General features: G+C 64.3%; 26 protein-coding genes. 10 read left to right on the top strand and 16 right to left on the bottom strand.

The genetic code is table 11. From position 1 onward, the window contains the following. The first annotated feature begins 271 nt into the window (after window positions 1–271). The 4 genes from FXF75_RS10270 to FXF75_RS10255 all read left to right on the top strand — a co-directional run bounded on the left by FXF75_RS10270 (window position 272) and on the right by FXF75_RS10255 (window position 5094). On the top strand, window positions 272–1192 hold the full coding sequence (locus FXF75_RS10270) for a SagB/ThcOx family dehydrogenase (protein WP_163521776.1): 921 nt from the start codon (window positions 272–274) through the stop codon (window positions 1190–1192). Further along, window positions 1189–2259 carry a TOMM precursor leader peptide-binding protein gene (locus FXF75_RS10265; protein WP_163521775.1) on the top strand — a complete coding sequence of 357 codons (1071 nt, stop codon included), beginning with the start codon at window positions 1189–1191 and terminating at the stop codon, window positions 2257–2259. Before FXF75_RS10270 ends, FXF75_RS10265 begins: the two co-directional genes overlap by 4 nt. Beyond that, window positions 2231–3541, top strand: a complete 1311-nt coding sequence (locus FXF75_RS10260; protein WP_163521774.1) for a YcaO-like family protein — start codon at window positions 2231–2233, stop codon at window positions 3539–3541. The genes FXF75_RS10265 and FXF75_RS10260 overlap by 29 nt, the downstream gene beginning before the upstream one ends. A gap of 101 nt (window positions 3542–3642) precedes the next feature. After that, the gene (locus FXF75_RS10255; RefSeq protein ID WP_163521773.1) at window positions 3643–5094 is read left to right on the top strand and encodes a DHH family phosphoesterase; all 1452 of its coding nucleotides are present in this window, start codon (window positions 3643–3645) and stop codon (window positions 5092–5094) included. A 122-nt stretch (window positions 5095–5216) separates the two neighbouring features. On the opposite strand, the gene FXF75_RS10250 is transcribed toward FXF75_RS10255, so the two are convergent. Beyond that, window positions 5217–5513: a PRC-barrel domain-containing protein gene (locus tag FXF75_RS10250; RefSeq protein WP_163521772.1), complete on the bottom strand. Its 297-nt coding sequence runs from the start codon at window positions 5511–5513 to the stop codon at window positions 5217–5219. A 94-nt stretch (window positions 5514–5607) separates the two neighbouring features. Next, window positions 5608–6768 carry a pyridoxal phosphate-dependent aminotransferase gene (locus FXF75_RS10245; RefSeq protein WP_163521771.1) on the bottom strand — a complete coding sequence of 387 codons (1161 nt, stop codon included), beginning with the start codon at window positions 6766–6768 and terminating at the stop codon, window positions 5608–5610. A 115-nt stretch (window positions 6769–6883) separates the two neighbouring features. Between FXF75_RS10245 and FXF75_RS10240 the strand changes: the two genes are divergently transcribed. Next, the gene (locus FXF75_RS10240; protein ID WP_163521770.1) at window positions 6884–7339 is read left to right on the top strand and encodes a hypothetical protein; all 456 of its coding nucleotides are present in this window, start codon (window positions 6884–6886) and stop codon (window positions 7337–7339) included. 121 nt (window positions 7340–7460) lie between these two features. Here FXF75_RS10240 and FXF75_RS10235 read toward each other — a convergent pair whose 3' ends face one another. The 14 genes from FXF75_RS10235 to FXF75_RS10170 all read right to left on the bottom strand — a co-directional run bounded on the left by FXF75_RS10235 (window position 7461) and on the right by FXF75_RS10170 (window position 18628). After that, on the bottom strand, window positions 7461–8096 hold the full coding sequence (locus tag FXF75_RS10235; protein WP_163521769.1) for an aminodeoxychorismate/anthranilate synthase component II: 636 nt from the start codon (window positions 8094–8096) through the stop codon (window positions 7461–7463). Window positions 8097–8236: 140 nt separating this feature from the next. Next, window positions 8237–9718, bottom strand: coding sequence for an aminodeoxychorismate synthase, component I (gene pabB / locus FXF75_RS10230; RefSeq protein WP_163521768.1), 1482 nt, complete (start codon window positions 9716–9718; stop codon window positions 8237–8239). A gap of 501 nt (window positions 9719–10219) precedes the next feature. Next, window positions 10220–10594, bottom strand: a complete 375-nt coding sequence (locus FXF75_RS10225; protein ID WP_163521767.1) for a hypothetical protein — start codon at window positions 10592–10594, stop codon at window positions 10220–10222. Between the two features lie 54 nt (window positions 10595–10648). Then, the gene (locus FXF75_RS10220; RefSeq protein WP_163521766.1) at window positions 10649–11035 is read right to left on the bottom strand and encodes a hypothetical protein; all 387 of its coding nucleotides are present in this window, start codon (window positions 11033–11035) and stop codon (window positions 10649–10651) included. A 155-nt stretch (window positions 11036–11190) separates the two neighbouring features. After that, a complete protein-coding gene (locus tag FXF75_RS10215; protein WP_163521765.1) occupies window positions 11191–11445 on the bottom strand; it encodes a hypothetical protein in 255 nt (84 codons plus the stop codon). Between the two features lie 359 nt (window positions 11446–11804). Then, the gene (locus tag FXF75_RS10210; protein ID WP_163521764.1) at window positions 11805–12200 is read right to left on the bottom strand and encodes a hypothetical protein; all 396 of its coding nucleotides are present in this window, start codon (window positions 12198–12200) and stop codon (window positions 11805–11807) included. A gap of 4 nt (window positions 12201–12204) precedes the next feature. Beyond that, a complete protein-coding gene (locus FXF75_RS10205) occupies window positions 12205–12423 on the bottom strand; it encodes a hypothetical protein (protein WP_163521763.1) in 219 nt (72 codons plus the stop codon). Between the two features lie 266 nt (window positions 12424–12689). Continuing rightward, a complete protein-coding gene (locus tag FXF75_RS10200) occupies window positions 12690–13274 on the bottom strand; it encodes a hypothetical protein (protein ID WP_163521762.1) in 585 nt (194 codons plus the stop codon). A 2-nt stretch (window positions 13275–13276) separates the two neighbouring features. Further along, window positions 13277–13636 carry a hypothetical protein gene (locus tag FXF75_RS10195; protein ID WP_163521761.1) on the bottom strand — a complete coding sequence of 120 codons (360 nt, stop codon included), beginning with the start codon at window positions 13634–13636 and terminating at the stop codon, window positions 13277–13279. A 12-nt stretch (window positions 13637–13648) separates the two neighbouring features. Further along, complete coding sequence (locus tag FXF75_RS10190; protein WP_163521760.1) at window positions 13649–14896, bottom strand: hypothetical protein; 1248 nt, start codon at window positions 14894–14896, stop codon at window positions 13649–13651. Continuing rightward, complete coding sequence (locus tag FXF75_RS10185) at window positions 14896–15393, bottom strand: hypothetical protein (protein ID WP_163521759.1); 498 nt, start codon at window positions 15391–15393, stop codon at window positions 14896–14898. The genes FXF75_RS10190 and FXF75_RS10185 overlap by 1 nt, the downstream gene beginning before the upstream one ends. Then, the gene (locus tag FXF75_RS10180) at window positions 15394–16890 is read right to left on the bottom strand and encodes a hypothetical protein (RefSeq protein WP_163521758.1); all 1497 of its coding nucleotides are present in this window, start codon (window positions 16888–16890) and stop codon (window positions 15394–15396) included. 217 nt (window positions 16891–17107) lie between these two features. Beyond that, on the bottom strand, window positions 17108–17644 hold the full coding sequence (locus FXF75_RS10175) for a hypothetical protein (protein ID WP_163521757.1): 537 nt from the start codon (window positions 17642–17644) through the stop codon (window positions 17108–17110). 6 nt (window positions 17645–17650) lie between these two features. Then, window positions 17651–18628: a phage tail tube protein gene (locus FXF75_RS10170; RefSeq protein WP_163521756.1), complete on the bottom strand. Its 978-nt coding sequence runs from the start codon at window positions 18626–18628 to the stop codon at window positions 17651–17653. Between the two features lie 172 nt (window positions 18629–18800). Here FXF75_RS10170 and FXF75_RS10165 point away from each other — a divergent pair, with 172 nt between their 5' ends. From FXF75_RS10165 to FXF75_RS10150, 5 genes are all read left to right on the top strand, one after another. Continuing rightward, window positions 18801–19436 carry a hypothetical protein gene (locus FXF75_RS10165; RefSeq protein ID WP_163521755.1) on the top strand — a complete coding sequence of 212 codons (636 nt, stop codon included), beginning with the start codon at window positions 18801–18803 and terminating at the stop codon, window positions 19434–19436. 110 nt (window positions 19437–19546) lie between these two features. Next, on the top strand, window positions 19547–20509 hold the full coding sequence (locus tag FXF75_RS10160; RefSeq protein WP_163521754.1) for a phage tail tube protein: 963 nt from the start codon (window positions 19547–19549) through the stop codon (window positions 20507–20509). A gap of 1 nt (window position 20510) precedes the next feature. Next, window positions 20511–21062 (top strand): hypothetical protein, encoded by a 552-nt coding sequence (locus FXF75_RS10155; protein ID WP_163521753.1) that lies wholly within the window; start codon window positions 20511–20513, stop codon window positions 21060–21062. After that, window positions 21062–21190, top strand: coding sequence for a hypothetical protein (locus FXF75_RS23080; RefSeq protein WP_275897402.1), 129 nt, complete (start codon window positions 21062–21064; stop codon window positions 21188–21190). The genes FXF75_RS10155 and FXF75_RS23080 overlap by 1 nt, the downstream gene beginning before the upstream one ends. Beyond that, window positions 21177–22574, top strand: a complete 1398-nt coding sequence (locus FXF75_RS10150) for a hypothetical protein (protein ID WP_163521752.1) — start codon at window positions 21177–21179, stop codon at window positions 22572–22574. The genes FXF75_RS23080 and FXF75_RS10150 overlap by 14 nt, the downstream gene beginning before the upstream one ends. Window positions 22575–22611: the final 37 nt, after the last annotated feature.

Below are 22611 nucleotides of genomic sequence, written 5' to 3'. Positions count from 1 at the left end.
TCTTCGAGGCTCTTTTCTACCTTGTTCTGCTTCTCGAAGCGGCTGACATTGACTTCCATGGTGTGAACCAACATATCATAGATAGAGTACATAAATAGTCTTTTTTACAATGTTTTAATATGTGCGCTGTGAAAATAATCTTCTATTTTAATATAGTAATTTATACGTATTGGAGTAACTTTAGAGAACGGCCGTCGCTATTCGGGATGCGAGTATCTCTTCGATTAATAGTCGAAAACATTGATATGATTCGGGCGTGGCGTGTAATAACATGGACCTGTCGAAGGAAGGATACGAGAACGTCCGCGCCTTCCAAGTGCAGTCGTACGACGACGGCGGCGTCGATTTCTGGCCGGACGAGAGTTACATCCAGCAGTTCCAGCGGCGAGAGTTCGAACCGGGCGACGTGGCCGAGATATTCCACGAGAACACGAAAGGCGACCCCGTCCACGACCGGCAGCAGTCCCGGTCCACCCAGCGGTTGTCCGAACCGGGGATGCACCACGTTCTCGCGAACGTGGACGCGGACTACGCCGGTTCGGAGTTGGTCGAACTCCCGTCGAACGTCGAACTCGACGCCGACCTCGGGACGGTGCTGGACGGTCGGCGAACCGTGCGCCAGTACGCCGACGACTCGCTCTCGAAACGGGACCTCGCTACGCTGCTCCGGTACGGCGTCGGCGTCTCCGCGACCCGGAGCGATGGCGCGGGCAACGCCAAGCAGTTCCGAACCTACCCCTCCGCAGGCGGTCTCTATCCGGTCGAGTTGTATCCGGTCGTCCTCGACGTAGACGGTCTGGACTCCGGACTCTACTACTACAGCGCGTCCGAACACGGACTCCGACGCCTGCGGACCGACGACCCCGAACTCGCGGACGACTTCGCGGACGCCCTCATCACGAGCGACCGACTGAACCTCGCGTCCGCTCCGGTCGTCTTCGTGATGACCGGCGCGTTTCCCCGAAACAAGGCGAAGTACGGACCTAGAGGCTATCGGTACGTGCTTCAGGAGTCGGCCCACGCCGCCCAAAACCTCCTGCTCGTCGCCGAGGCGTTGGGTCTGGGGACCGTCCCGGCGGCGGCGTTCCGCGACAGAGCGCTGAACGACGTCCTCGACGTGGACGGCGTCAACGAGGCCGTGGTCTACACGGTCGGCGCTGGCCACCCTGCGTCGGAGGTGAGCGCTCCATGACGGACTCGCTCCAAGACGCGCTCGTCGAGTATCCGAAGATAGACGCGTCGCTGGTTCCGGTGCGACTCTCTCCCGACGACGTTCACTTCCGGTCGGGACCGTGGAGCGGGACCGTCTTCGACCTCTCGGACGACGACCGGGAGGGGACGCTCGCGGACCTCGTCGCCATGCTCGACGGTACGAACACAGTCGACGAGATACTGGACGCGTTCGGCGACGACGCCGACGAGGTCGCGGAGGTCCTCTATCTGCTACAGGACGAGGACGTTATCTACGCCGGCGAGGGCGCTATCGGGCGCGAGGGCGTCCGGGGGTACCTCTCGGCGACCGACCAGTACTCGGGCGACGAGTTGGCGCACCTCGACGCCGCGACGGTGGCGCTCGTCGGGTCGGGCCGGACCGCGACCTACCTCGCGCGCGACGCGGTGGAGATGGGCGTCGGCGACGTGCGATTCCGCTCTCTTCACGGGTCGTCGATACCCGAGGACCTCGCGGACGCACCAGAGGTCTCGACGCTGGAGTCCGGGGAGTTACGGGACGCGCTCGCTGCTGCCGACTACGCGGTCTACGCCGCCGACCGGCCGGACCCCGACGCGACTGACCGACTGAACCGACTCGCCCACGAGACCGAGACGCCGTTACTCCTCGGGCAGGTGGCCGGGATGGACGGGGTCGTCGGGCCGACGATACTCCCGGGCGAGACCGCCTGCTACGAGTGTTTCAGGCAACGGCGGTACGCGAACGTGGACGCGCCCGAGGGCTACCGCGCCTACGAGGAGGTCGTCGCCGACGCGCCCGGCGCACCCGGTCCGAACCTCCCCGGGTTCGGACGCATCGTCGCGGGGTGTCTCGGTCTCGAACTCGTGAATCAACTGGTGAGCGGCGTCGGGTTCACGGTCGGGCGCGTCGTCCACTACGACTTCTCGAACCTCTCGGTCGGGGCCGACGACGTGTTGCGGATGCCTCGGTGCCCGGTCTGCGGGAAGTCGAGCGACGACATCGACCACAGCCGACACGTCAGTGTCGAGGACATGGTTCGTGACCGCAACGGGGGCGGGAACCATTAGACCTCGCGTCCGCAGTCGGTCCGAGACCGCGACGGTCGAACGGTTGGTCGGCGAGCGCACCGGCATCGTCTCCGAAGTGGAGTTCGACCACCCACCCCGCGACGACGACTCGATAGTCGGGGCCGATATCTCGACCGCGTCCGTGGGAGAACTCCTCCCACAGGACACCGAGACCGAACCGGACCCCGAAGCGGGCGGCAAGGGTCGTACCGTGGCTGAGGGCGTCCAGACCGCGGTGGGAGAGTTCACCGAGCGCTACTGCGCGCTCTGGCCGAGCGAGGTCCACGACTACCGGACCGTCGAGGCGACCTACGCGGACCTCGCCGCCAGCGACGCGTCGGTCCCGGACTTCGGGTCTGTCGCGCCGTTCGACCCGGAGACCGTCAGGGAGTTCGGTGCCGAGCCGTTCGACCGAACGACCGAAGTCGAGTGGGCCGCCGGGACCGACCTGATAGACGGCGACGAGGAGTTCGTCCCGGTCCCGCTCGTCTCCCTCGGCGAGGCGACGGGCGGAGACCCGTACTTCTTCACGTCGTCTAACGGTCTCGCCTGCGGTCCGGACCTCGCGTCCGCACTGGTGGGTGCCATCTACGAGTCCGTCGAGCGAGACGCAGTGATGCGCTCTTGGTATCGCCAAGACCCGCCGACGAGGCTCTCGCTCGACGAGTGGCCCGCCCTCGAACGCGAGCGCCGACGGCTTGGGAACGACTTCGGCGACTACCGGCTGTGTCGGTTCGAGACCGACAGCGAGTTCCACACGCTCGGTGCAGTCTACGTGGACGAGCGCGAGCGCGCCCCGAAGTTCCTCTTCGGAGCGGCCGCCGACCTCGACTTCGAGGCGGCGGTCCGCGACGCACTGGTCGAAGCCACGCAGGGTCTCCGTTCGATGAAGACCGCGCTGGCGTACGACGGCCCGGAAGACGTGGCGTCGCCGAACGTGTTGAACCTCGACGAGAACTTCAAGTACTACATGTACCCCGAGAACTTCGACGAGGTCTCGCTGTTCTTCGAGGGACCACGCGAAGTCGCTCCCGACCGCGAGTCCCGGACCTTCCCGACTCCCGAGCGCGAACTCGACGCCTGCCTCGACGCGCTCGACGCCGTCGGTGCGACCCCGATAGCGTACGACCTCACGACGGCTGGCGTCGAGGAGACCGGTCTCCGGGTCGCTCGCGTCGTCGCTCCAGAACTGGTGTCGCTGTGTCCACCCGGCCTGCCGCCGGTCGGCCATCCGGCGCTCGCCGACGACGAACTCGTCGGGCAGGGTCACCCGTTCCCCTGACAAGCGTCGGTTACCCGCCGTGCGTGGCCGAACCCCCGGCGGGCGGCGGATAGCGTCGCTCCGGGAACGTTAAGTGTGGTCCGAAGCAACGCCACAGTATCATGAGCGCCGGGATTACCATCTCCTCGATGTCCGACTACGCTATCTTAGGCTGTGGTAGCGTCGGGCACGCGGTCGCCGAGGAACTGGTGGGGCAGGGCAAGGACGTACTCATCATCGACCGGGACGCCGACCGCGTCGAGGCCCTGCGCGACCAGGACCTCAACGCCCAGACCGCCGACATCCGCGAGGAGGACCTCTACGACACCATCGCCGACAACGAGGTCGTTCTCATCATGTCCTCCGACGTGGAGGCCAACAAGGAGGCCGTCCGAAACATCCGCGCGAACGGCGGCGAGCAGTTCGTCGTCGTCCGCGCGAGCGACCCCGTCTCCGAGGACGAACTGACCGAGCTGGGTGCGGACGTGGTCATCAACCCCTCCGAAGTCATCGCCGACTCCGCGCTCCGCGCCCTCGAAACCGGGGAACTGGAGTACAAGGCCCAGCAGCTCGCGGAGGTGATAGAGGACACCGACCAGCGCCTCTCCATCGTCACCCACGACAACCCCGACCCCGACTCCATCGCCAGCGCGGTGGCGCTACAGGCCATCGCCGACACGCTCGGCGTGGAGGCCGACATCCTCTACATCGGCGACATCGGCCATCAGGAGAACCGAGCCTTCGTCAACCTGCTCGGCATCGAACTGCTCCCCTACGCCGACGCCGACCCGGACGACTACGACACCATCGCGCTCGTGGACCACGCCAAGGCGACCGAGGCGACGTTCGACGAGCCGGTGGACATTTTCATCGACCACTTCGAACCCGACGAGGAGTACGAGGCCGAGTTCGTGGACATCCGACCGAGCGTGAGTTCGACCTCCACCATCATGACGAAGTACGTGCAGGAGTTCGACCTCAACGTCAGCGAGGAGGTCGCCACCGCGCTGCTGTACGGCATCCGGGCCGAGACGCTGGACTTCAAGCGCGACACCACGCCTGCGGACCTGACCGCCGCGGCGTACCTCTACCCCTTCGCCAACCACGACACCCTCGAACAGGTCGAGTCCCCCTCGATGTCCCCGGAGACGCTGGACGTGCTCGCGGAGGCCATCACGAACCGCGAAGTGCAGGGGAGCCACCTCGTGAGCAACGCCGGGTTCATCCGCGACCGCGACGCGCTGACGCAGGCCGCGTCTCACCTCCTGAATCTGGAGGGCATCACGACCACGGCCGTCTTCGGCATCGCCGACGACACCATCTACCTCGCCGCGCGCTCGAAGGACATCCGGATGAACATCGGGAAGGTGCTGCAGGACGCCTTCGCCGAAATCGGGGAGGCCGCGGGCCACTCGACGCAGGCCAGCGTCGAGATTCCGCTCGGCATCTTCACCGGCATCGAGACCACCGACGACAACCGCGACACCCTCCTGTCGCTGACCGAGGAAGCGGTCAAGCGAAAGCTGTTCGACGCGATGGGCGTCGAGAGCGGCGAGGGGAGCAACGGCAGCTAAAACAGGTAATCTCGGCGCTGTTTCTCGTCTGTACGCTCCGTTGCTGCTCGTTCGACTTACGTCACAGAACCGACGAGGAGTTTCGAGGAGCAGAACGGACCGAAAGTGCTACGACTCGGTTCTCAGACCGCGACCTCTTCGTCGCCCTCGGCGTCGGGTTGCCGGAGTCGCTCGATGGTGTCGTTGATGAGAACCACGTCGCCGACCGCGCGCACCCACCGATACGGAATCATCACGCCGTTCTCGCCGCCCACCACGTCCGAGAACAGTTCGTGGTTGAGTTCGCCGAGCGCGATACCCGTGACCGCGCACGCTTGCACGTTCAACTGTACGTCCTCGACTTCGCCGACGAAGACGCCGTTGTTGGAGTACACCTCCCGGCCGACCAGACTGGTAATCTCCTGCGGTGTTCCGTCCATGTGGACAAGGATTGTCTGGGTGGGTCTTAACTTTTGGCAGAGGTCGCCGAAATCATCGAGTATCGTCAGTGAGCCGAGGTTATCCTGTCGGACCTCACCCACCGAGCGAGTCGAGCACGTCTCCGAGTCGGTCGAGACCTTCTCGAACCGTCTCGGGGTCGCGACACGCACAGATTCGGAAGCGCTCGGAGTCGTCGAAGAACCTGCCGGGGACGACGAGAACGCCGTTCTCCCACGCCGCTCGCGCGACTTCGTCGCCGTCAGACAGCGCGTCGTCGTCTTCCCCACCGTCGGCCGACTCGTGGCGCAGGAACGCGTAGGGACAGCCGGGTTCGACCCGACCCGAGAGGTCCTCGCGGTCGGCCACGAACGTCGCCAGTGCGTTCCGGTTCTCCCGGATGCGTGCGCGCGACTCGTCGGCGAGTCGGTCGGCGTCGGCGAGCGCTCGCCGGGCCAGTCGCCGACTCGGTTCCGCGACCTGAGCGAAGTGGTGGTCTATCGACCGGGCGCGAGCGACGAACTCGGCGTCGCCGACGAGCCAACCGACGCGCAGGTCGCCGAACCCGAGGAACTTGGTCAGCGAACTCGTGACGACCGTGTACGGGAGTCCGGCCGCCGTGGGACCGCCGAACGGCCCGTCGCCGGCTTCGACGTCGAACGGCGCGTACACCTCGTCCACGAGTAACCTCGCGTCCTCGTCTCCGACGCGGCGAGCGACCGCCGAGAGTTCCTCTCGACTGGCCCGACGACCGCTCGGATTGTGGCGATTCGTCACCGTGACGAGCGCAGTGTCTTCGACCGTCGCGGCGTCAACCCTGTCGGGGTCGAGCGGATACCCTTCTTCGTCGGGGCGTCGGAACCGGTCAACGGTGGCCCCCAATCCCTCGGGCGTGGCGACCAGCGGTTCGTAGCCGGGTTTCTCGACCAGCACGCGGTGTTTCTCGGTGGCCGCCGGGGCGTCGGGGTCGTCCTCGGTCGTCGCGTCGTCTTCGGCAATCGAGAGCGCGGTCGCCGCTGCGAGCGCGTTGGCGTGCGTCGCGCCGGCGGTCACGAGGACGTTCTCGGCATCGACGCCGTAAACCGCCGCTATCTGGGCCTCCAGAGTCGAGTCGGGAGTCGGCGTCCCGTCGAGCGCAGGCGGGACGACGCTCCCGGCGTCGGCGGGACCGCGGCGGAGGTCCGACGACCCGAGGTCGTACTCGGCTTCGGCGGGTCGCCCGTCAATCCAGTCGAGATACGCGATGTCAGGGAACACGTCCGCGTGTAAGGGAAGCGAAGGAATAACCTTCGGGATACGACTTTTACCCTGACAGTGCGTGCAGACTGCTTATCCGTGAGCGAATCCAGTATCACGGTACGAACCCCTAACGATGTCCGAGGACACGAGCGAATCCACGCCCGAGAGGCCCACTGCGAGGCCCGACCACGCCACGACGGGAGGCAGGCGGTCGGAGAGCGCACCCACTGCGAACCTACTCACCGGAGACGAACCCTCGGAGAAACTCGACGCCGCTTTCGACCTGCTCGCCGACCCTCTCCGGAGGGAGGCGCTCTCACACCTCCGGGCGGTCGAGAGCGAGGACCGCGACGGCGAGAGCGGTCTGGAACTCTCGTCGCTCGCCGACGCCATCACCGCCCAACGGACGCCGGATGACGGCGACACCGACGCGCGGTCGCTGGCCTTCCGCCTCCACCACTTGCACCTACCGAAACTGGAGTCTCACGGCGTCGTGACCTACGACTCAGAACGCCGGACCGTTCGGTACCGCGGTCACGCGTGGCTCGACGAATGGCTCGACCACGTCGAGCGAGTGGCGTCCGAATAACGACTCCCGGCGGGAGAGGCGTAGCGTCTCGCTACCGTAGTCGGCGTCGGAATCGCTCGTCTCTTTTTCCTTTGTTTACCGTCGTCGCCCTACCGGTCGTCGGTCGTCTCGTCCGCGTTCGTCAGGATTCCGCGACCGAACTCGTCCGACAGTACTCGCAGAAGTTCTCCACCAGTCGCTTGCCCGCGTCGGTCAGGATGCTTTCGGGATGGAACTGGACGCCGACGTGGGGCCGCTCGCGGTGGCGAACGCCCATGACGACCCCTCGCCGGTCGTCGGGCGCGTCGAAGTCGTCCGAGGCTTCGTCTCGCTCGCCGACAGTTCGCGCAGTGATTTCGAGGCTGTCGGGGACGTCCTCGCGCTCGACCGCCAGCGAGTGGTACCGACCGACCTCGAAGGTCTCGGGCAGACCCTCGTAGAGTCCCTCGCCGTCGTGGGTCACGACCGAGGGCTTGCCGTGGACCACCTCCGGCGCGTGGCCGACCGTCGCGCCCTCGGCCGCGCAGAGGGCCTGATGGCCGAGACAGACTCCGAGGATGGGGTAGTCCGTGTGCTCGAACAGCGGGACCGAGATTCCGGCCTCCGCCGGGGTGCCGGGACCGGGCGAGACGACGATGCCGTCGGGGTCGAGTTCACGCACCTCGGAGATTGTAACGGCGTCGTTGCGCCGGACCGTGACTTCCGGGTCGAACTCGCCGACGTACTGGACGAGGTTGTAGACGAACGAGTCGTAGTTGTCGATGACGAGGATGGACATGGTGGAGCGGTCCGCAGTGGCTTCGTTGTCGTATGGTGGTCGCAAGCGGCTAAATCGTCTTCGGAACTTCGCGGTGGCTCGTCGGATTCGAGCGTTCGAAGGTGTTCTCGGCGGCTACGTTTCGGAGACGCTCTCGGCGTCTATTCTCCCGCGTCCTCGACACGGAGTTCGGTCTCGTCGAGCGCGTCGTCCATCGCGCGGACGAGCGCCCGGCCCTTGTCCAGCGTCTCCTCGTACTCGGCGTCGGGGTCCGAGTCGTGGACGATGCCCGCGCCGACCCGGAGGTAGTAACGGTCGCCCTCGCGGACCAGCGTCCGGATTGTCATGTTCAGGGTCGCGCGGTCGTCGAACCCGACGACGCCGATGGCTCCGGTGTAGGGTCCCCGGCGGGTCGATTCGAGTTCGTCGATTATCTCCATCGTCCGGGGCTTGGGCGCGCCCGTGATGGTCCCGCCGGGGAACACCGCGGCGATGGCGTCCGCCACCGAGGCGTCGGCGCGGCGTCGGCCCACAACCTTCGAGACGGTATGCATCACCTCGGAGTAGCGGTCGATGCGGCGGTACTCCGGGACCTCGACCGACCCGAACTCGCAGACCTTCCCGAGGTCGTTGCGTTCGAGGTCCACCAGCATCGCGTGTTCGGCGTGTTCCTTCTCGCTGTCGAGCAGTTCACGTTCGAGCGCGCGGTCCTCCGCCTGAGTCTCGCCCCGCGGACGCGTCCCGGCGATGGGTTCGGTCACGAGTCGGTCGCCCGCGCAGTCTATCAGGAGTTCGGGACTGGCGCTCACGAGGTCCACGCCGGGGAACTCGACGAGCGCCGAGTACGGTGCCGGGTTGACCCGACGGAGGGCGGCGTACGCCGAGACCGGGTGGACTCCTGCGGGCGCGACAAGTCGCTGGGAGACGTTGGCCTGAAACGTCTCGCCGTCCCGGACGTACCGCTTGACCTGCCGGACTCGCTCGGCGTACTCCTCGCGGCCGGCCTCGTTCCGGAACGTCGCTGTCTCGCCCTCCGCGGGCGCTGGCCCGGTCGTCGAGTCGCCCTCGGTCGCCCGGCGCAAGAGTTCACGAGCGCGTTCGACCGCGCGGTCGTAGACCTCGCCGGAGTCGTCACTACCGTCCACGCGTGGACAGCAGGTGATTCGGAGTTCGGTCGGCCCGTCGTCGCGGGGTTCGCGCCACGCCGCCACGCGGTCGTAGACGCCCAACTGGAGTCGCGGCAGACCTCGGTCGTCGTCGGTCGTGTCGGGGAGGTCCTCCAACTCGCGGGCGAGGTCGTAGGAGAACCACCCGAACGCGCCGCAGGGGTAAGGCACCTCGCAATCGCCGCGTACGAGGCGTTCGTCGGCGAGCAAGCCGTCGAGCGCGTCGAACCCCGCGGGCGTCTCGGCGGTAGCGTCGGTCGTCACCCACCGCTCGGGGTCGGTAGCGAAGTAGCCCCACCCGTCCTGTCCGCCCGTGGTTTCGAGGTAGATACCGCCCTCCTCGTCGCGCGCCCGGCGGTAGGCGTCGAAGGGGTCCTCGACCTCCGCCCGGAGTTCGACCGGGATTCGGGCCGGGGCGTCCACTGCGGCCGCGAGGCGTTCGAACTCCTCCCGGGAAGTGACGAGGCGACCGTTCATCGCGAGTGAGTAACCGGCCGAGCGTTATTTCGGTTCGGGTTTCGGCGTCGGGTATCGGGCGACCTCCGTCGTCAGTTTGTTTCGCCCTCGTCACCGATACCATTATGTTGGTCTGGACCAATACATCGCATGCTCCGCATTTCGTAAGCGTGGTGGCTGATGGTGCGGAGTACGGACCTCTTCGGTCCGTTTCGGGACGCGTCGGTCGTGTTCTTCGAGGGCTATCGAACGAGTCGATGCTTTACTTTCACCGCGGCTAGCCGTCGGTCGAGCGCCCGATTTCGAGGCGGAACGTCCCGGTGGAAGGGTCTCGACGCCCATCGACAGGTTCGAGCTTCAATTTCACTTTCACTCCGCCATACACTAACTACTTTATCGTGATGACGAGAAGGGACGGGTGGCGTGGCCTTCCACGCCGAACGGACTCACCATCAGCCACCACGATAGCCGATAGTAACCGAGGAGCGCCGTGCGCTCCCGAATGGGTCCCCGAAACGGCCGTCAGTCCTCCGTGCGGTCTTCGAGCGTCGAGAGGAACTCGTGAATCTCGTCGAGTTCCTCTCGTATCTCTTTGGTCCGCTCGATGTTCTCGTCGAGGAAGTCGAGTATCCCCTTGTCGAACTGGTTGGGACCGCCGTGAATCAACCCCTTCAGTTCCTCCAGTTCCTCTTCGTTCGTTCGAAGGCGGTCTAGCGCCGTCACGACGTGCGACTCTATCGGGTCGAGTTCCTCCTCGACGTGTCGCTCGACGTACGACTTCGTCGCGATACCCGCGGAACGTCGGACGGCCCAGTAGACGAACCCTCCCACTGTACTCAGGACGGCGACGGTCGTTCCGAACAACTGTGCCACGTCGGCGGGACCGAGTGAGTCCATTCTTCGAAGCGTAGCGGATACGGGATACATACTCGTTTTCCGCGCCCGGTCGGGTCACGGGAACTCGGTCGCCGCGACGACCACCGGTTCCTCGTCGAGCGCCGTCCCGCCGTCGAACCGCCGGAGTGCGAGCGTCCCCGCCGCCACGGAGTCGTCAACGTCGTCGGTCTCGGCCAACGTCTCGTACAGTTGCTCGGCGTCTCGCCGGTCGTAGTACGGAACCGACCCGCCGGTCGTGGGTAGTCGCAGGCCCGCCGACTCGACGTAGGACCGGTATCCGGTCCGAGAGACCCCCGGGACGTCGGGGTGGGGAAGGTACGCTCGGATGGTTTCCGCGTCCGCACGCTGCTCAACTTCGAAAACGAACTGTACTGCGAACGTGGTTCGGGGTCGCGACGCTTCGCTCGTGACTCTCTCTGCGGTGGAATCCTCGTTAGACATAGACGAGTAGAGGTGCGCTGCGTAATATACTGGTTTTCACGTCGGCACGGTCGCAAGCGTACTTCACGAGGTGGAGAAGCCTTCTACTCCGCGCTCGGTCGGTCTTTACTAGTCGCGAAAAAAGGAAGCGCTGTGAGTGCAGTTCCGCCGGCCGCTCAGACGCGACCGCGTTCCTCTTCGAGACCGTCAGTCACGATATCGTCGAGGACGTCCATTCCCTCTGGGGTGACGACTCCGTCGGCGTCCTCGTCGATGTCGAGCGTACTGCCTCGTTCTTTCATTCGGTTCCGATACTTCCGGACTGCCCAGACCGAGCAGTTGGCCTTCTTGGCGATAGCCCGATTCCCGAAGAACGGGGCACAGGCCATAATCACGACTTTCTGCCAGTCTCGTAGCTGTTTGTTCGGCATGCGTGGTGGCTGATGGATTTGGGAGCGGCGACAGTCGGCCGCGCGGCCCGTCGAGCGCGGGTGCCGACGAACCTCGACCGTACCGCCGCCGCAGGTCGCTCGTCGTCCGATTCGGGACGTCGCGCGTCAGGACTACCCGTCGCGCTCCGTCGGTATTACTTTCAACGGACTGTTGTCGTATAAATTTGTTGGTGGTGTTGGTGGGAAATTAACCATTGTCGTTTGGACGTTACCTGTTCCACACCTCCGCTGTCAGGGTGTGTCGTGAGCGTCGTTCTACTCCACTGGAGGTCGTGATGACTACACCATCGACAAAAGAAACGCAGATGTATCGGAGATGGTCTCCAGCGGCTCCGCCCCTACAGCACTTGTCGCATCTGCACGCTGTAGTGGTAGCCGCCCGAGGAACCGTTCTCGTGGGCTTCGACCACGCGAATCTCCTCGCCAGCGCTGGCGTAGGCGTCCACGTCCGCGCTCGCGCTGTCGTTGACGGTCGTATCGACGCCGACGCTGTCGCCCCGGCCTGCGCGACCGACGGTCGGCATCATGTTGTCGAGCGTGACGGCGTCGGCGACGCCCGCGTCGATGCTGATGCCCGACGTGTCGCCGCTTCCGTCGGCCGTGACGTGGACGCCCTCGACGTACCAGATTTCGCCCGAGGGGACGGACACGGAGACGAGGGTGTCGTCGGTGCCGTTGAGGGTCTGTCGTCCGGTGATACTCTGGTCGTTCTTGGTGGTGTCGTGGGTCGGCATGGAGTTACTGCGTAGACTCCTTCTGCTCCAGTAACTGCTGGTAGCGTTCCTGCACCTGTTGGGCGAGTTCGTGGTCGTCGCCGATATCGACAGCGTCCTCTTCGGCCTGCGACTTCGCGACGACGCCCGTCTCTTCGACCTCTGCGAGCGCCTGCGCGGCGATAGCGTCGTCTTCTGGTTCCCACTCGATTTCGTGACCGGAGTTGGATTTTCGTTTGTACATTGTTAGTTCACCACGAAGCCGCCGATGTGGAGATTGCTCCCGTGACTAGTAATTTTATCTCCACTAGTTACGACTGTTTCAACCGGATTAGCATCGTTATTTGAGTCCGCGTTTACGAATGCCTTACTATTAATCGATGCGTACGAACCACTCCCATTTAGTTTTATTGTCACTCGCCACGTTTCACCGCTCGGAACGGTCACTGATTCCCCGTGTGCCAAAACGATACTAACCGGACTGTTGTCGATAGTCGCCTGAACCATGATTCACACTCCTATGAAGTCGTACGCCAGTGCTTGTTTCTGAGCCTCTGCGTCCGTGAATCGGTCATGGTGCGCGTTCGTCGGCGCGTCCACATCGGTCCCATGCGCCAACGGATACCCACTGAAGGAGTCACCCTCGCTCAGATTCTCCAACGCCGAAACCGCTGTATTTGCGATTTCGTGGAGAATCACCCTCGCATCACTAATCTCGCCATCGGTCGCGCCACTCGCGCCAGCAGGGACCTCCACAATCGCCAACAGCACGCTCTTCGAGGGTATCGAGGGCGCTTTCGGCGTCGCGCTCGCGGTTCCCGTCACGGCCTTCGCACCAGACGAATCCGCGACCACGAGGTCGTAGCGCGGATTATCTGAGTCGGCGCTGGCGAGGCTAACGCTCTGGGAACTAATCGAATGCTCTGTTCCGTCGATGACGACCGAGCCGCTCGCCACCTCGACGTTCATGTCCTGCGTGCCGCCGTCGCTGACGCCGCAGCCGCTCTCGACCTGCGTGCCGCCTTCGAGGGCGTCGCGGACGAGCGCGTTGAAGTCGTTGGCGAACGGGAAGTCGCCGTCCGTGTGTTCTCTCATGATTACGTGTTCACTACCGTCTCGCTAAGGCGATACTCCACCTCGAAGTCGGAGGTCTTGCGGATGCCGCTGTGGGTGAGCCGAGCTTGCAGGTTTCCGTCGGCGTCGAAGGTGCCGACTTCGGTGAGTTCAGCGCCCACGTCGGCGTAGTTGGCGTCGCTGGTCGAGAGGGTGATTTTGAACACCGTCTCTCCCGTCGCGCCGTCGGCCTTCGACACCGACTTCCGGGTCACCTCCGATTCGAGCGAACTGTTCGTCTTGGTCGGGTCGGTCGTGCCGGTTCCGACGCCCATCTCCGCGACCTCGGATTGGACGAAGTCGCGGATGGCGTCGCGCCCGGCGTTCGTGATTTTTCCTGCCATGGTTCGAACCGTTTAGGCGATTTCCTCCCGCGGACCGCGCTGGTCGCCCCAGCGTCCGCCGCCGGAGCGCGGGTCGCCCCACCCGCCTTTCAGTTGGCCGAACAGTAACTGGTCGTCTGGAACGCTCCGCTTGTAGGCGGTCAGGTCGAACTCGACGCCAGCCTGCTCGGCGAGGTCCACGATTTGGGTAATCGTGGCGCTCTCGTCGGCCGCCCGCGAGTCGAGACGCGACACCTCTTGACTGAGGCTGACGAGCGTGTCGAGCACTCCGTCGGAGTTCTCGGCGAGTTTGATTTCCGTCCGGTCGTCTCGCCACTTGTAGGTGACCTCGGCGACGCGGAAGTCCCGATTCACGCCCTGTTCCGGGACGACGACGCTGGTCACGTCGCCGGGCGTCACCTCGAACGCCTCCCACGTCTTCAGCGTCCCTGTCTGGACCGCGCTCCGGTCGTTCAGAATCTGGCGCGCCTTCTGTTCGGCCGTCTTCTCGTCGGCGATTTCGGGGTAGGTCTTGGTCTCGCCGACGACGACCGGTTCACTTCGGCCTAATTCGTCGGCGAGTCGCTGTTGGCTGCCGCGGTCCTGGACCGCAACAGCACCCGTGTTCGACCCCTCGCCGTAGTAGAGGGTGACTTTGTTGACTTCCCGCTTGCCGTCCTCGGAGAAGTTCGCCTCGTCGTACTCCCCGGGTGGGAAGGTTCGTGGCGCTTCGTTGGCCGTCGAGTCGCGAGGGCGGAAGTAGAACACGCCCTCGTCGGTCGCGCCGAAGTCCTCGCCAGCCGATTTAGCTGCCAATTCCGCGACCACCTCGTCGAGACGCTCGCCCTTCCAGTCGCGTTCGACGGGTTGTTCGTTGGCGATTTCGACCTCGGCTCCGTTCGCCCAGTTGAGTGGCGTGAGGTCGGTGATTAGTAGTTTCAGTACGGCTGCGATGCTGTCGCCCGCGAAGGACCGGAACACTTGCCGTTTGCGGAGCCAGAAGTCGTGCGACAGTATCTCCAGCGTCGTGGCGTCCTGTTCGGTGGTCGTATTGATGACGAATCCGCCGAACCGCTGGACGAACGCTCCGTCGTCGCGGCGCACGTCCAACTCGACCGGTGTTGGCTGCGGATACGCTCCGGATTTCACGCCATCGGGGTCGTCGAGGATGGCCGTCGCCTGTCGGGCGAACCGATTGTAAGCGTCGGTCACCTCGACGTCCAACAGCGCGTCGTCCACTGTGCCGTCGTTGACGCGTCGGAGTCGCCACTCGACGCCCATCAGCGCGGCACCCCCACGACGAACTGCACCGAGTACTCGAATCGCGAGAGACCGCCCTGCGAGGGCGGTTCGACGGACGCTATCTGGACCGCGGGGTAGACGCCGTTCTGAACGTCCATCGCGGCGGTCGATTCGGCGGTGTACTCGTCGGTACCCTCGTAGAGGTAGAAGGGACCACCGACCTGCGTCGCGTAGTGGACCAGCCTGTTCACCTGCTGGCGGGCGGTCGCGGGCGAGGACCCGACCATCGCCTCCACGTCGGCGCGGTGTGCGTCCGGAAGCCTGTCGGAGTCCTCGAACACGCCCTCGACCGAGAGTTCGTGGCTGTACTGCTGGTTGTCGCGCGCGACCGTCGGGCGACTCGTCGCGCGCTCGGCGGTGAAGAGGTCGTTGTCGAAACTCGGCTGGACCTCGAAGTTGGGCGCGAAGTACGCCACGACGTCGTCGTCGGCGTTCTCCCGGGGCTTCTCCAGTCGGACCTCGGTGTGGTCGGCCATCTACGACCGCCTCCCGAACCGCTGTGCGAACTCGTCGGCGACGCCCTCCGCGGTTTTCTGCGCGTTGACCCGGGCGGTGCTTCCGCCGCGCATCTGGACCGCCCCGGCCTCGACGGTGACGTCCACGGTGGTCCGAGCACCGCCTGCAGTCGAAGCTTGAAGCCCGAACGAGCCGGGTCGCTGGGTGGGGAGCGCGCTCTGGAGTTGGCCCGACTTGCGAGCCATCCCCCGCGAGAAGTGGTCCACGAGGTCCGACCCCCAGCGCTGGGCCATCCGGTCGTTCTCCACGCGGTCGAACGAGATGGCCTCTTGGACCGTGCTCTTGAGGTCGTTTATCTTGCTCCGGAAGTGGTCGATTTTGTCGTCGATGCCGGAGATGAACTCGGAGATGAGGTCTCGGCCCCAGCGCCTCGCCGACTTGGCGAAGTTGCCGAGTGTCCTCTCGACTTTCTTTTTCAGCTTTCCGAGTTTCTTCGTGAACGCCTTCATCTTCGCGCTGATTCCGGCGACGAACTGCTTCACGAGGTCCTTGGCCCACTTGAGCGCGGACTCGGCGAGATTCGTGAACGCCTTCGTCACTTTCCCGGCGAGCGCGCCGACCTTCTTCTTCGCTTTCACGACGAACGTTCGGACGACGCCGAGCGCGGAGTTCCAGAGCTGTTTCAGCTTTCGGACGCCGGTCCTCACCACGTTCGTGATGACGGCGAACGCCTTCGCAATCACCTTCTTGGCGAAGGCGAACGCGGTTCGCGCCGCCGTGACGAGGAGATTCAGGGTTCGTTTCCAGAACGTCAGCGTGAACGTCAGGTATCCGACGACGAGGGCTTTGATGGCACCGAAGACGGCTTTGACGCCGGTTCTGAGCGCCTTCCCAGCAGACTTCCAGAGGCGGGGGAGGAGTTTCGTGAACGTCTTCCACGGCGACTTGATGAAAGCGATAACCCCCGTCACGAACCCTTTCAGCCAGTTGAACACCCGTTTTGCGATGGTCCGTATCCCGAACAGGTTGTTCTTCCAAACTACGTAGAGGAGTGCGACGACCGCGATGACGGCGAGTATCGGTCCGAGCAGTCCGCCGAGGACCGCCGCAACACCGCCGAGTGCGGTGGCGACCGTAGAGACCGCGGTCGTCACCATCACGAGGCCCGAAACGAGGGCGAACGCGATGCCGACGAAGTCGCGGACTGGCCCCGGCATCGCCTTGAATGTCTTGACGGCGAACTTCATACCGTCGGCGAGCAGTCGGAAGGCCGGAACGAGCGACGAACCGAGCGTCCCGGCGAGTTTGTCGAGACTCTTGTTGATGCGGGTGACTTGGTCCTGAAGTTTCGGCGAGTTCTTGATTATCCGCTTCCAGACGCCGACCAGCTTTTTGCTGACCGAGGTCATCGCTTGGCTCTGGGCCTGCGACGGTGCAGTCAGTCGGTGCTGACCCCGTCTGCTAGCTCGACCCGCCCGTCTCGCGTACTTCTGGACGGTGCCGTTCATTCCGCTCATCTGTTACCCCCGTCGTCCCGCACCGCGTTGCTGTCGCTGTGCTTTCTGCTGCTCTTTTTCCTTCGCTTTCTGCTTGCCTTCCAGCACCGCGAGATGCGCCGCATGCTCCCGAGCGGGGAGGCGACGCGGGTCGGCAGGACACCCGTAGGCGTCCCAGAAGGCCGCGTCTTCGAGGACGCGTCGCTCGAAGACCGTCTCTGGTTCGACACGCTTCCCCTTACCCCATCTCTTGAAACCCGTCGCGCTCCTCGACGGAGAGCGTGCTCATGTCCTCGACGATATCGACGAGTTCGTCTTGGACACCCGGCGGAAGCGCGTCGAGGTGGTCCTCGCGCTGCGGCTTGAACCCCTCCGGTCCGGAGACGATGCCGTACTTCAGCATCGTCTGGCGAATCGCGCCGGTATCGACCTCTACCTCGGTATCGCGGCGACCCTTGCGGTTGACGTTGGCGGCCTTCTGCTCGACCTCGTCGCGCTCCTCGCGCGAGAGACCTCGGAGCGTGAACTCCGCGACGCCCATCTCCGGAATCTCGACGCCGACCGTCCGGCGCTGTTCGAGTTGGCGTTCGAACCCGCTGGCGGCCTCGTCCCACGAGAGGGTGTCGCTCGCGTCGGTCTCGGACTCGGACTGTCGTCGGTCTCGCTTGGCCCGCTTTATCTGCTCCTTGGGGTGGTCCGTTCGGTCGGCGGCGTCCTCGTTTCCGTCGTCGGAATCCTGTTCCTCGTCTCGCGATTCGGTTGCGTGGTGGCTCATGGTGCGTTATGCGGGGGTGCGGAACTCGATTTCGGTGTCGCGGGGCGCGAGTCCGATTTCGGCCTCCACGGTGCCCTCTCCCGCCTTCGGGACGGGGGCGCTCGTGACGGTACACTCCTTCAGTCGGACGTACAGCGCGTCGGTGACGGTCGAAGCGCCGGGTTCGCGGAAGAACGGAATCTCCACGTCCACGGGTGCCTCGTCCTCGGCCGCACGCCTGTAGAGGTCGGTGTCCACGACGTTGACCGTGAGGCTCATGTCGTACTTCTCGGCCGCGGTGGTCTCGGCGACGGCGTGGGCCTCGCGGCCGTTGCCCTGATGCTGGGCTTCGAGACCGTTGTCCCACGAGAGGTCCATGCCCGAGACGGTCGCCAGCGTGTCCACGGTACCGCTGGAGTCGCTGAGGGTCACGTCGCCCTTCATCCAGAAACGATACGGACTCACGTTACTGGGAACCGAGAGGTCGGTAGCCGTCGTCGCGGCGTCGTCGTACTCGCGCTGGGCGGCCAGTACGGAGAGCGTGGCCGAGAGCGCCTCGCCCTGTTCGGCTTCGAGTTGAAGCCCGGCCTTGCTCCCGACGAACCACTCCTTGAGGTCGAGGTCTTCCTGATAGTGTTCGACCGTCATCGTCGGGAGTTTGTCGGCCTCCGTGACGATGTGTTTCTCGTACTCGTCGCCCGAACCGGCGGTACCGTCGGGGTCCTCGGTCGTCGTCGTTCGCTTTCCGAGCGCCACCTCGAACGGAGCGTTGTGGTCCAGAACTGCGAAGGGAACCTCGAACTCGTACTCCTTGGCGTTCGGCGCGTTGACGTGCGGACCGCGGCGACCGCCGCCGGTCGCCATCGGCGTCACTTCGTTCGGGTTCGGAACTTCGACGTCCTCGTTCACGAGGCCGAAGTAGTTGCCGGTCGCACTCGCCTTCGAGTACGCCGCGTCTTCGATACCGTAACTCACCTGTCCTTTGTTGGCTTGGGCGTAGCGCATGGTTACTCCGGGTCAGGCCGCCTCCGCCGGCGGCCCGGAACCCGACTACTCCTACACGCCGACCTATTTATATGAGGTTTGACGCCTCGGTGAAAGTGAAATTCCAAAACTCGTTAATACGGTCCCCGAACCGAGTACGGTTGCACCCTCGCGGTGCCGAAAACCCATTAATATGAACGGAAGCCAACCTGAAAGTGACGGAGGACAGTCGACGGCCGCCAACTCGGACCAGCAGGTCCCTGCCTCCGGGGCGACACGCCGGACGACCCCCGAAGGTTGCCACTCCTCGACAGCCACGGGCATCGCCGACGCCATCTTCGAGGTGGTCGAACGGGACTATCGCATCTGTTCGAACTGCTTCGCGGTGGTGCGCGAGATCGACGAGGTGTGGAACCGACGGGCGGCCGACCGCGACTGTGTCTCCGCACGGTCCCTGCCGACCGACAGAACGACGGACGCCGTCGCGCCGGTCGGCCACAGCTCGATACGCCGACCCCGCCGCATCTGCGAGTGCGGCGCGACCGACCACCGGACTCGACTGCGGTGCGTCTCGAAGTCCGCCGCCGTCGAGCGCGCCGCGAACCTCTCGACCGCAATCGAGACGCTCCGCGACGAGTACCGCGACGCCGAGGACTCGACACTGCGGTCGCGCGTCGAACGGTGGACCCACGACTCGGACGCGCTCCAGTACGCCGTGGGCGAGTTCAAGTCCCGGCCCGGTCTGCAGGACCACGACGACGCCGCTATCTACCGGCGAGCGCTGGCGGTCGCGCTCCGTCGCGCGGACGACGAGTCCGGCGACCGGTGACCGACCGCCTCCCCGCTGGCGCTCTCCTCCGAGACTATCGCTTCTCGCCGGGGCCAGCGGCGTCGGGCATCGACTTCTGACCGAACGACGAATCGACTCGATTTTCCACAATGCCAACCGGAAGCACGACACGAATCGCGTACCTGCACGAACCGAGCGACGACTACATGGGCACCCCGACCGACACCGACTACAAGATTCCCGGTCTCGACTGCGTGGTCGAAGACGTACGCCTCGAGAACGCGCTCCGACGGATGCGAACTCCCGGCGACGCCGAGACGACCGAGGCGCTCGCCGGGAACTTCTCGGGCGCGATAACCGTCTCGTTCACGCTGGGGAACCCGTGGTGGAGCAACCACGTCTTCGGCGGCGCGCCGACCGCCGGCGGAGAGACCAGCGCACCCTACACCTACGAGTGGGCCGTTCAGCCCGGTGAGGTCCAGAGTTCCCGCTGGTACACCGGTATCGACTACAGCCAAGCGACCGCCGAGCGCGAGCTGATGGGTGTCGTCTTCAGCGACATGCAGGTCAGCCTGAAGGCGGGCGAACCGGTCGAAGTGACACTGACCGGCTTCTACGGTGACGAGCAGAAGAACGCGAGCCTGACGCCCGGTTCCCAGCCCAGCGAACAGGCGACCCCGCTCCGGTTCCACGGCGGGTCGCTGTCGATACCGGACTCGACGACAGTCAACCGTGTCAAGGAGGCGAAGCTCTCGCTGAAGACCGGCGCACGGCCACAGACCGACATGAGTCGCCACCCGGTCGCGGCCGTGATGGGCGCGGTCGAGACCACGTTGGACGTTCGCGACGTGGTGACCGACACGAACCAACTCGAACTTGCCTACGGCAGTTCGTCGGCCCCCGACGCCGCGGTCGAGGGCGCGAGTTCGGCGACGCTGAAGCTCACTTCGCCCGACGCGACCGCGATGACCTACGACCTCTCGGGCGTCACGCCCGACTCGTACTCGTGGGAGCAGTGGGGCGACCTCGACGCCGACGCGGTCGAGAACACCTCCTACGTCGTGAACAGCGTCACGGCCACCGCCGAGTCCGACCAGAGCGAGGCCCGGTAACGTGACTCGAAACGAGACCCGAATCGACTTCGCGGAGGAGCGAGACCGCCTCGACGCTAAACTCGACGAACTGGCGGAAGTCGTCGCCGAAACCGACGAGGAGTCGGTCGAACACGAGGAGGCAGTAATGGAGGCGAACCAAATCGAGAGCCAGTTCCTCCCGGGCCTGCACTGGGCCAGCGAGGAGTTCGACGATTCGACGGTCCGTATCGGCGGACTCACGACCGGCGAGCGCGGCCGGGTCCTCGACCGGGTGCGGGCCGCCCAACGCCAGCAGGTCGGATTTGACCCCGCGGAAGGCCCACCCGAAGGTCTCGCCACGCCGTTCTGGTGCGCCGCCGGAATCGAGGAGGCCCCCTTCCTCGACGGCCACGAGTTCGAGACCAAGGTCCGGGCGGTCCGGAGCCTCCCGCCGCAGTTCACCGCGTGGCTGGAGCATCGCATCGACGACCTGACGACGCTCGACCACGACACGGGAAACTCGTTCGCCGCGCGGGTCGAGGCAAAGAAGCGCCGGAGCGGGCGCGACTCCAGTACGCCAGAGCAGTCCTGATGTACCGGGGCCACGACCCGCGCGAGGTCCGGGAGTACTCCTCTCGGGACCTCGAACTGTTCATGGCCGCACTGCCGGTCATCAGAGAGAAGGAAGCGATGGGAGGCGTGAACGATGGAACTGTATAGCGGTGGTGGGAGCGTCAACAGTCCGTATCACTTGACTGAGGACTCGTACGGAACTGAGGAACGTACGGACACGGAACCGTGGTTCTCGAAAGGCCTGCGCCAGGTGTACAAAACGACTGCACTACAAACGGCCAGTGAGCTCGAAAAGAGCCCTCACACCCTGTCGTCAGGTCTCGGTAAGACCCTTAATCCAACGCGGGTCTATCAGTCGCACTCAGATGGCTTGAGCTTCACCTCCGGGACCGGCAAACCGAGCTACATTGTCAATTCGTTCGAAGGGTCTGATAGTACGAAAGTCGGGGAGTGGTTAGGAAATGGACTGAAGAAGTACGAGGATGGAAGAGCAAAGCTCGAGGAAGAGGTGTATGACACGATAAAGAATACACCATCGAATACCTTGGCAAAGGCGAAAGGGGCCCTCAACCAATTCAGTCTGGGGAAACAAACCGATGGAGTTCTCTCGGGGAACTGGTTCGATTCAAACAGCGAACTGTCAGAGATGGGTATCCGAAAGAAAGTCAAAAGCAAACTATCGGAAATCGGCTTGCCGGAACAGATTCGAAGTTTCATTCCATTCGGTAGAACCCCCAAGGACATCGTAAAGTGGGCACACAGCATCAAATCGGCAGACTTTATCGGGCGGTTCAGTACTAAAATCGCTGGGGCGGTCGGCCGGTCCAAGAAATTCGTCGACGACGTTATGCGAAGGTCGTTGCCCGGCGTACTCGACATCGCATTGTGGGCAAACCAGATGAAGAACGCCTATCGGAAACAGGAGACCGGGAAAATCTCGGAACGTAAGATGAAGATAAAGATGGGGAGGGTAACTGGAGGATTGGTCGGTGGTCTCTTGGGTGGTGGCCTCGGTGCTGTCGCTACCGGCGGGAACCCAGTCGGTGCGATTGCTGGAAGTATTATTGGTGAGATGGCAGGAAAACCCGCAGGTGGTGCCATAACTAAAAAGTTCTTCACTTCGTCTAAGAAGTCGAAATCGGCCACTGTGACTACCCAGTCATCCACTAATTCGTCTAGGGCCAACATCACCGAGATGAAACGAGGAATGGATTCAGCTCACAGCATCGCCACCAATTCCTCGGAGTCGACCGGTCTCACGTCCGGCTCTGGGACGGCAAGCTACGGCGAACTCCCCATTGCGCCACTCGAACCCGTCGATGCCTCGGTGACTGATGACACCGACACTTCGATGCCGAAGAATCGTGCGAAGGAGAACAAGCGAGCCCGCTCGGGCCCACAGATAGTCAATCAGGAAGTCAGAGTAGACCCCTCCTCGATAGCTGACGTGGACCGAAAAATCGAGGAGGCGAAGCAGGAAGCGATTCGGGAGATGGAGAACCGGGTCGGTCCGCGACCGTCACCGTTCTAGCGGAGTCTCCCAGTCACTGAGACCATTTTTCGTACGC

The sequence above is a fragment of the Halorussus sp. MSC15.2 genome (assembly GCF_010747475.1).
Classification (GTDB): domain Archaea; phylum Halobacteriota; class Halobacteria; order Halobacteriales; family Haladaptataceae; genus Halorussus.
The sequence above is the reverse complement of the archived record's forward strand: the minus strand, read 5'-3'. Positions and strand labels throughout refer to the sequence as shown.